Genomic DNA, 8,237 nt, shown 5'->3' on the forward strand with positions numbered 1-8,237 from the left:
AAAATAAAGGTATGCTATTACCGAGAATCATTACTGCCCTGATTGGGATTCCTGTTGTTTTGGCCGCTATCCACTTTGGCGGCGCGATTTATATGGCCTTTGTCGGCTGTGTAATTCTGTTCTGTTTGTATGAATACGGCCTCGTGCTTACCGCCGGGAAAAAGCCCGTCCATATGACGGCTTTGGTCCTCTTCGGCCTGTTAATGGCCGCAGTGGCAATCGTCGGGCGGATGCCGTGCGTATCCGAACTGCCGGACAATTTGTACCCCTTTGCTATCAGCGTAGTAACCTTCGGCGTACTGTTGTTTGAAGTATTAACCCCCAAACGCTCGTGGGACCGCGTTTGCAACACCTTTACGGGCGTCTTCTTTATGCCGTGGGCGTTGGCGCACTTGATTAACCTGCGCGATATCCCGCAATACGGCGAATATTTAACCCTTTTTATGATTATTACCGTGTGGGTGAGCGATACCGGCGCGTATTTCTGCGGCCGCCTGTTGGGCCGCCACAAATTAAATGTGGAAGTCAGCCCCAAGAAAACCTGGGAAGGCTCTATCGGCGGCACCCTGCTTGCCGTCGGCGCGGCGGTGCTTATGGCGCACTTATTCTTATCCAATGTACTCACGGTTAAAACCGCCATTATTTTGGGCCTGTTAATTGCCGTAGTGGGCCAAGTATCCGATTTGGCCGAATCCGTGATAAAACGCTCCACGGGCGTGAAGGATTCCTCCAATTTACTCCCCGGCCACGGCGGCTTTTTGGACCGCTTTGACTCTTATTTGCTCTTGGCGCCGCTTTTTTATTACGTGGTTCTTTACACCATTAAATTATGAAGAATATCGTAATTTTAGGCTCCACCGGCTCTATCGGCACCTCTTCCTTGGACGTAATTGCACGCCTGGGTGGAGAATACCGTGTAATAGCGTTGTCGGCCAATAACAATACCGATTTATTTCTAAAACAGTTGCACACCTTTAAGCCGCGCTTTGCGGCGGTGCTGAACCCGGCCAGTTACGAAAAAATCAAAGACCAGGTCCCCGCCGAAACGCGCCTCTTGCCGCCCGAAATTGAAAGTTTAATGTTTATGGCTTCGTTGCCTTCCGCCGATTTAGTGATTAATGGCGTAGTCGGAGCCGTAGGCTTTCAACCCTTGGTAAGCGCTATCAAAGCCGGAAAAACGGTAGCCCTGGCCAACAAGGAACCTATGGTAATGGCGGGCAAGACCTTAATGAAGGAGTGCGAACGCTGGGAAGCGGCTATTTTGCCCGTGGACAGCGAGCCCTCGGCCATTTTCCAATGTTTGGCAGGACTGGCCGATGAGCACTCCTACCACCGGCACGAAAAGGATATTTCCCGTATCTTTTTAACGGCGTCCGGCGGCCCCTTCGCTAAGCGCAAGGCCGCCCTTTCCACCGTTACGCCCGCCGAGGCCTTAAACCACCCGCGCTGGCATATGGGCAAAAAAATCACCATAGATTCGGCTACTCTTATGAACAAGGGCTTTGAATCTATTGAGATTATGAACCTTTTTAATTTGCCCGAGGAAAAGGTGCAAATTGTTATTCACCCGCAATCTATCGTCCACTCGGCGGTGGAATTTAACGACGGGGCCATTTTGGCGCAAATGGGTGAGCCGGATATGCGCGTACCGATTCAGTATGCCATTACCTACCCGCACCGCGCCCCGGGCCCGGTCAAAAAATTAAATTTATTTGAAGCCGCCAAACTGGAATTTTTTGAGCCGGATTTTGAGCGTTTCCCGTGCTTGGCGTTGGCCTTATCCGCCTACCGCCAAGGCGGCATTATGCCCGCCGTATTAAGCGCGGCGGACGAAGTGGCCGTAGAGGCGTTTTTAAAGGAGCAAATCAAGTTTACCGATATTGCCAAACTGATTTACACCGTGCTTAAAGGCGCCCCGCAAACCTCCGGCGACGCAACCCTCAACCAGGCCTTGGACGCTGACGCTTGGGCGCGCGAAACCGCGCAGGCTTGCTTGACGGACAAAACCTATAAAAAGGCCGCTATTTAGGAGAATAAATGCTGCTATCCATTATTGCCGTTATTGTTGCGTTAAGCCCGATTGTCATCGTGCACGAGTTCGGGCACTATTTGGCCTGCCGTTTAACCGGCATCCGCGTAAAGGAATTTGCCTTTGGGTTTGGCAAAATCTTGTGGCACAAAAAAGTGGGCGATACGGACTATCAGGTCCGCGCTATCCCCTTTGGCGGCTTTGTAGAGCCCGCCGGGCCGATGTTCCACCCCGAGGACGCCCCCGAACCGCCCCAACCGTACGAGTTTGCGGCTAAAAAATGGTATGCCAAGTTCTTTATGGTGGTAAATGGCGCGCTGTTTAACTATTTGCTGGCCGCGCTTATCTTTGGGGTGCTTATCTACATTAAAGGGATGCCGGAAACCGACGCAACCAAAATGCCCGCCGTTATCGGGGCCGTGGCCGAGGGTTATCCGGCGGCGCAACTAGACCTGAAAGCCGGAGACAAAATTTTGACTGTAAACGGCGTACAAACGGACAACTGGCTCCAAGTGGTGGAGGAAATCGGCAAGCGCACCGGCGACTTAACGCTTACTTATGCGCGCGGCGAAAACACCTTAACCGCCACCGCCAAGGCAGACACCTTTAAAAAGGATGCTCCCACCGTGCTGGGCGTAACCGTGGAAGCGCTGTACAACCCTGTGCCGTGGTGGAAGGCCGCGGGGCTTGGCTTTTACCAATGCTACTACTGGACCAAATTTTCGCTTTCCTCTTTAACGCAGAGTTTCCTTAAAAAGAAAGCGCCGGAACTGGCGGGCCCGGTGGGCATTGTAAATATTATCCACCAAGCGGTACACCGCAGTTTACTGGATTTTGTATTTTTAATTGCTATGCTGTCCGTAGCGGTTGGGATGTTTAACTTATTCCCTATCCCGATATTGGACGGCGGATATGCCCTTGTCTATTTGTGGGAAGGGCTCACCAAAAAACTACCGACCGAAAAAACGCTTAATATTGCGGTAAATATCGGTATGTATTTGTTAATTTTGCTCGTGGTTTATGCCACCTATTCGGACGCGAAACGTATCTTCTTTAAGCCCAAAGCCGCCGTGGCGGCGCAGGCCGCGCCCGAAAAAGCACCCGCGGAGGCGGAAAATGTACAAGAGTAGAGAAGTAAAAGTCGGCCCGTATATTTTGGGAACCGGCCACCCCGTGCGCGTACAAAGTATGTGCAATACAGACACGCGCGACGCCGTCAAAACAGCGGCGCAAATCTGCGCGTTGGAGGATGCCGGATGCGAAATCAACCGCGTGGCCGTGCCCGATATGCAGGCGGCGCAGGCGATTGGCGAAATCAAAAAGCGTATTCACTCCCCCCTCGTGGCGGATATTCACTTTGATTATAAACTGGCCTTGGAAGCCATTAAACAAGGCGTAGATAAAGTGCGCATTAACCCCGGCAACATCGGCGCGGTGGAAAACACCAAAGAGGTGGTAAAAGCCGCCCTGGACCACGGCGTGGCAATGCGCATCGGGGTAAACGCGGGAAGCGTAAAATATTTAAAAACCGTTCAGGGCAAAATGGACCTGACCGACGAAAAGTGGGCCGAAGTAATGGTAAACGAAGCCCTGGAACAGGCCAACATTTTGGAACAGTTAAACTTTAAAAATGTAGTCGTTTCGTTAAAGTCCGACAGTTTCAAACGCACGGTACTTGCCAACGAACTTTTTGCCAAGCAAAGCGATATCCCCCTGCACATCGGGCTTACCGAAGCGGGCAGTTTTTTAAGTGGCACCGTCAAAAGCGCGGTGGCTTTGGGAACGCTTTTACAAAAGGGAATCGGCGCGACGATTCGCGTTTCCTTAACCGAGGACCCGCGTATGCAGGTACGCACCGCGTACGAAATTTTAAAGGCGCTCGGTCTGCGCGAATACGGTCCGAACCTGATTTCCTGCCCTACCTGCGGACGCACGCAAGTGGACGTAACGGGCACGGTACACGCCTTGGAAGAGAAAATCTATTCCAATAAGGACTTGCTCAAAAAGGCTACCGGGCTTAAAATTGCCGTAATGGGCTGTATTGTAAACGGCCCGGGCGAAGCGCGCGATGCGGATTTCGGCATTGCGGGCGGAAAAGGCGAAGGGTTATATTTTGAACACGGGCAGACGATGTTCAAACTCCCGCAAGAAAAATGGGTTGATTTCCTCATTGACAAAATCAACACCTGGAAGAAATAAATGAATCCGTTTTTTAATGATCCAAATTTTATTTTATATCACGGAAACTGTTTGGATATATTAATGCAAATTCCAGACAACTCCATTGATATGATTTTTGCCGATCCACCCTATATGCTTTCTAATGGAGGATTTTCAATACAATCTGGCAAAAGAGTGTGTGTAAACAAAGGGGAGTGGGATAAGAGTAACGGATTCAATGAGGATTTCAAATTTCAAAATGATTGGATTGCGGCTTGTAAGCGCATTTTAAAACCAAGCGGTACTATTTGGATAAGTGGGACTTATCACTCTATATATCAATGTGGTTTTGCTTTGCAACTCAACGGATACCATATTTTAAATGATATTGCGTGGTTCAAACCTAATGCTGCCCCTAATTTAAGTTGTCGTTTTTTTACAGCAAGCCACGAAACTTTAATATGGGCTAGAAAAGATAAAAAAGCAAAACACACATTTAATTATGAGTCTATGAAAAATGGGCAATGGTCCGAAGATTTTCTAAAAAAGCCTAATTTGCAGATGCGTTCTGTATGGGCAATTAACACGCCAAAAGCAACCGAAAAAACTTTTGGAAAGCACCCGACACAAAAGCCCTTTGATTTACTTAGACGTATTGTTCTGGCAAGCACAAATCTAGGCGACACTATTTTAGATCCCTTCACAGGGAGTTCTACTACTGGGTTGGCGGCTTTCTTTTATAAACGAAAATTTATTGGAATTGACATAGAGGAAAAATACCTTGACCTATCCATAAAACGATTCCAAGAATTAAAAAACAGGAAATAAAATATGAAAACAGGTGGAATTGGTGGCGCTAATACTAAAACAGGATTAGCTTTTGAAGGAAAGACAGATATTTTAACCTTTTTGTCCAAACAAAAAGATTATTCCGTGGATGGAAATCTCATTAAATTTAAGGGACAAGAAGTTGCAAGAACTTATAAAAAATTTGCTTTTTATAAATTCTTGGAAGAAAACAATATTGATTGGAAGAAAATTATATCTAAACGTCTTTTACCTGATGATTCTATTTTTGTAATTATCAAAAATACTCTCTATATCATTGAGGTAAAATTTCAGCAAGTCGCAGGTTCTGTGGATGAAAAGTTGCAAACTTGTGATTTTAAACGTAAACAGTACCAGAAATTATTAGCTCAACTTAATATTGATGTGGAATATATTTATATTTTGAGTGATTGGTTTCGTAAACCTGAATACAGAGATGTTTTAGATTATATACACTCAGTACATTGCTTTTACTATTTTGAGTATCTACCATTAGAAAAAATAGGATTGCCTGTACCTACAATTTAATTAAACACAAAGGACACAAAATGAAATTATCAAACTATTATATTCCTACGTTAAAGGAAGCCCCCAAGGATGCGGATAACCTTTCCGCCAAATTAATGATTCGCGCCGGGCTCGTGCGCAAGTTGGGCAGTGGCCTCTACGAGTGGTTGCCGCTCGGCTTTAAAGTGCTTAAAAAAGTAGAGCAAATCATCCGCGAGGAAATGAACCGCGCGGGCGCCAACGAAATTTGGATGCCCATTATCCAGCCCAAGGAACTCTGGGAAGAAAGCGGCCGCTGGGCGCACTTTGGCGACCAACTCTTAAAACTGGAAGACCGCAAGGGCGCGGGCTTCTGCGTTTCCCCCACCGCCGAGGAAGAAGTAACCGACCTCGTGCGCAAGGATTTGTCTTCTTACAAGCAACTCCCGGTCTGTCTGTACCAATTTGGGACGAAATTCCGCGACGAAATCCGCCCCCGCTTTGGCGTAATGCGCTCCCGCGAGTTTTATATGAAGGACGCCTATTCCTTCGCCGCCACCGACGCGCAGGCCGACGATTGGTATCAGCGGATGTACAACGCCTACCAGCGCATTTTTACGCGCTGTGGCTTTAAATTTAAAGCCGTAGAAGCCGACACCGGGGCTATCGGCGGGAACTTCTCCCACGAGTTTATGGTGCTGGCCGAAAACGGCGAGGACGCTATCGCGGATTCCGACTGCGGTTACGCCGCCAATACGGAAAAAGCCGCCGTCAAATGCCCGGAATTTCCGCCCGTAAACGAGGCCGAACTCCTGCCTATGGAAAAGGTCGCCACCCCCAAGGCTTACACGATTGAGGACGTGGCCACTATGCTCAATGTGCCGACCTCCAAACTGATTAAACTCCTTTTGTTTATGGCCGACGGCAAACCCGTGGTAGCCTTAATGCGCGGCGACCACGAGCTCAACGAGCCCAAATTCCGCGCGTTCTTAAAATGCACGGAACTCGTAAAGGCCGACGAGGAAACCTATACCAAGGTTACGGGTTCCTTTGTGGGCTTTGCGGGCGCGCAGGGCTTAAAGGAAAAACACCCCGAACTGCCCATTTACGCCGATAACTATGTAAAGGGTGTGATTAACGGCGTGTCCGGCGGGAACGAAAAGGATGTGCATATGAAGAACGTAACCCCCTTGCGCGATATCAAGGTGGATGCGTATTGCGATTTAAAGATTGCCTCTGCGGGCGATATTTGCCCCCATTGCGGCAAACCCTTTACGTTTACGCGCGGCATTGAAGTAGGCCACGTTTTCAAACTGGGGACCAAATACTCCAAGGCGATGAACGCCACTTTCTTGGACGAAACCCAAAAGGCCCAGCCGATGATTATGGGTTGCTACGGCATTGGCGTAGGCCGCGTGGTGGCCGCCGCCATTGAGCAGTCTCACGACGACAACGGCATTATTTGGCCCGCGCCCTTGGCTCCGTTTGACGTTGCCTTGGTAGCCATTGATTACCACTCCAACCCCGAAGTTAAAAAGCACGCAGACGAAATTTGCGCCGCCTTGGAAGCCAAAGGGTTAGACGTCCTGTTGGACGACCGCGATGAACGCGCGGGCATTAAGTTTAAAGATATGGACCTCATCGGCCTGCCGCACCGCTTGGTGGTCAGCAGCCGCACAGTGAAGGACGGTCAATGCGAATATAAAAAACGCACCGATAAAGAAGCCGTCCGCTGGAACTTGTCCGAAGCGGTGGAAAAGTTATTAGCCGCTACGGGCAAATAAACTTGTTTTACGCAAAAAACCCGGCCGAAAGCCGGGTTTTTTTATGGGGTAATTTAATTACTGGGCGCAGTTAAAATCGTACCCTTCCTGAGTATGCCCAGCATTATAAGTATTATATGTTTCCAACCCCGAAAAACTTTCGCAAATGCGGTGCCCCAGTTTATCATCTGTATTAGTCCAACAGCGGTAACAGGCGGAATTGTGGTATTTCTCCAAACTTAAATTGCGGATAAGGTCATTACACCGAATAGCAATAGAGCCTTTATAATTAATAATCCCGCACGAAATTTTGCCGTTTTCAGCCCCGTTGGCCGAAACCCTAAAATCCGGCGGCAAAGAAACGGATAAATTTTTGAAATTGCCAAAATGCCCAGTTTGCATTTGTTTGACCTTTTGCGCCTCGTCCACCCCGCGCACAATGCCATACATTGCGGCCATACGGCTTACACCCACCGCCACCCGGTACTCCAGCACGGCATACGCCGCCAAAATGCCGATAATGAGGACGACTACCAATAATTCTATAAGGGTAAAACCCGCGGTAGCCGTGCAAGAAATATTGGATGTGCGGACACTTGTTGTTAAGTCGTCATCCCGTAGTGTTTGGCGGCCCGCTAGGGTGCGGCCCGCTGGGTTATGGGTGCTGTTGTTGTAGTTACATTTGCTGTTGTGTGTGTTGTCATTCCCGAAGGTCGTAGTCGGGAATCTGCTGTTAGTTGTTGTCGCCCTCTTACAAAACGACAGATCCCCGACTAAATTCCTCGGGGATGACGGCAACAACAATGACAAAATAGAGGTAAATCCTTTCATTTTTTCTCCTTGTTAAGGCCTTTATATTTGAGCAAAATAGCCTTTTATACGCGTTTTTATACAGTAGATACATCCGGGTACACCAATCGCGATTTATCAAAATTTTAAAAAAAAAAAAAAACGAAACAACCCCTTTATAC

Annotated in this window: 8 protein-coding genes; 7 read left to right on the plus strand and 1 reads right to left on the minus strand. The window is 48.4% G+C overall.

The features are described from left to right. Positions 1 to 11 precede the first annotated feature (11 nt). From ACR0QV_RS01935 to ACR0QV_RS01965, 7 genes are read left to right on the plus strand one after another with little or no spacing between them, the layout of a single operon-like run. On the plus strand, positions 12 to 833 hold the full coding sequence (locus tag ACR0QV_RS01935; RefSeq protein ID WP_432634313.1) for a phosphatidate cytidylyltransferase: 822 nt from the start codon (positions 12 to 14) through the stop codon (positions 831 to 833). Continuing rightward, positions 830 to 2,029, plus strand: a complete 1,200-nt coding sequence (locus tag ACR0QV_RS01940) for a 1-deoxy-D-xylulose-5-phosphate reductoisomerase (protein WP_432634314.1) — start codon at positions 830 to 832, stop codon at positions 2,027 to 2,029. The genes ACR0QV_RS01935 and ACR0QV_RS01940 overlap by 4 nt, the downstream gene beginning before the upstream one ends. Positions 2,030 to 2,037: 8 nt before the next feature. Then, positions 2,038 to 3,159 carry a M50 family metallopeptidase gene (locus ACR0QV_RS01945; protein WP_432634315.1) on the plus strand — a complete coding sequence of 374 codons (1,122 nt, stop codon included), beginning with the start codon at positions 2,038 to 2,040 and terminating at the stop codon, positions 3,157 to 3,159. Next, complete coding sequence (gene ispG, locus ACR0QV_RS01950) at positions 3,146 to 4,228, plus strand: flavodoxin-dependent (E)-4-hydroxy-3-methylbut-2-enyl-diphosphate synthase (RefSeq protein ID WP_432634316.1); 1,083 nt, start codon at positions 3,146 to 3,148, stop codon at positions 4,226 to 4,228. The genes ACR0QV_RS01945 and ispG overlap by 14 nt, the downstream gene beginning before the upstream one ends. Then, positions 4,229 to 5,017 carry a DNA-methyltransferase gene (locus ACR0QV_RS01955; RefSeq protein WP_432634317.1) on the plus strand — a complete coding sequence of 263 codons (789 nt, stop codon included), beginning with the start codon at positions 4,229 to 4,231 and terminating at the stop codon, positions 5,015 to 5,017. A 3-nt stretch (positions 5,018 to 5,020) separates the two neighbouring features. Beyond that, positions 5,021 to 5,545: a hypothetical protein gene (locus ACR0QV_RS01960; protein ID WP_432634318.1), complete on the plus strand. Its 525-nt coding sequence runs from the start codon at positions 5,021 to 5,023 to the stop codon at positions 5,543 to 5,545. 20 nt (positions 5,546 to 5,565) lie between these two features. Next, positions 5,566 to 7,287, plus strand: a complete 1,722-nt coding sequence (locus tag ACR0QV_RS01965; RefSeq protein ID WP_432634319.1) for a proline--tRNA ligase — start codon at positions 5,566 to 5,568, stop codon at positions 7,285 to 7,287. Between the two features lie 57 nt (positions 7,288 to 7,344). Here ACR0QV_RS01965 and ACR0QV_RS01970 read toward each other — a convergent pair whose 3' ends face one another. Then, positions 7,345 to 8,097, minus strand: coding sequence for a pilin (locus tag ACR0QV_RS01970; RefSeq protein WP_432634320.1), 753 nt, complete (start codon positions 8,095 to 8,097; stop codon positions 7,345 to 7,347). Positions 8,098 to 8,237 lie beyond the last annotated feature (140 nt).

The organism is Candidatus Avelusimicrobium sp. (genome assembly GCF_050873505.1).
GTDB lineage: Bacteria > Elusimicrobiota > Elusimicrobia > Elusimicrobiales > Elusimicrobiaceae > Avelusimicrobium.

Bases quoted from the DNA above. Each gene is read 5' to 3' on its own strand.
- ACR0QV_RS01970 (WP_432634320.1), bottom strand. From the start codon at position 8,097: ATGAAAGGATTTACCTCTATTTTGTCATTGTTGTTGCCGTCATCCCCG.
- ACR0QV_RS01960 (WP_432634318.1), top strand. From the start codon at position 5,021: ATGAAAACAGGTGGAATTGGTGGCGCTAATACTAAAACAGGATTAGCT.
- ACR0QV_RS01935 (WP_432634313.1), top strand. From the start codon at position 12: ATGCTATTACCGAGAATCATTACTGCCCTGATTGGGATTCCTGTTGTT.
- ACR0QV_RS01945 (WP_432634315.1), top strand. From the start codon at position 2,038: ATGCTGCTATCCATTATTGCCGTTATTGTTGCGTTAAGCCCGATTGTC.
- ispG (WP_432634316.1), top strand. From the start codon at position 3,146: ATGTACAAGAGTAGAGAAGTAAAAGTCGGCCCGTATATTTTGGGAACC.
- ACR0QV_RS01940 (WP_432634314.1), top strand. From the start codon at position 830: ATGAAGAATATCGTAATTTTAGGCTCCACCGGCTCTATCGGCACCTCT.
- ACR0QV_RS01965 (WP_432634319.1), top strand. From the start codon at position 5,566: ATGAAATTATCAAACTATTATATTCCTACGTTAAAGGAAGCCCCCAAG.
- ACR0QV_RS01955 (WP_432634317.1), top strand. From the start codon at position 4,229: ATGAATCCGTTTTTTAATGATCCAAATTTTATTTTATATCACGGAAAC.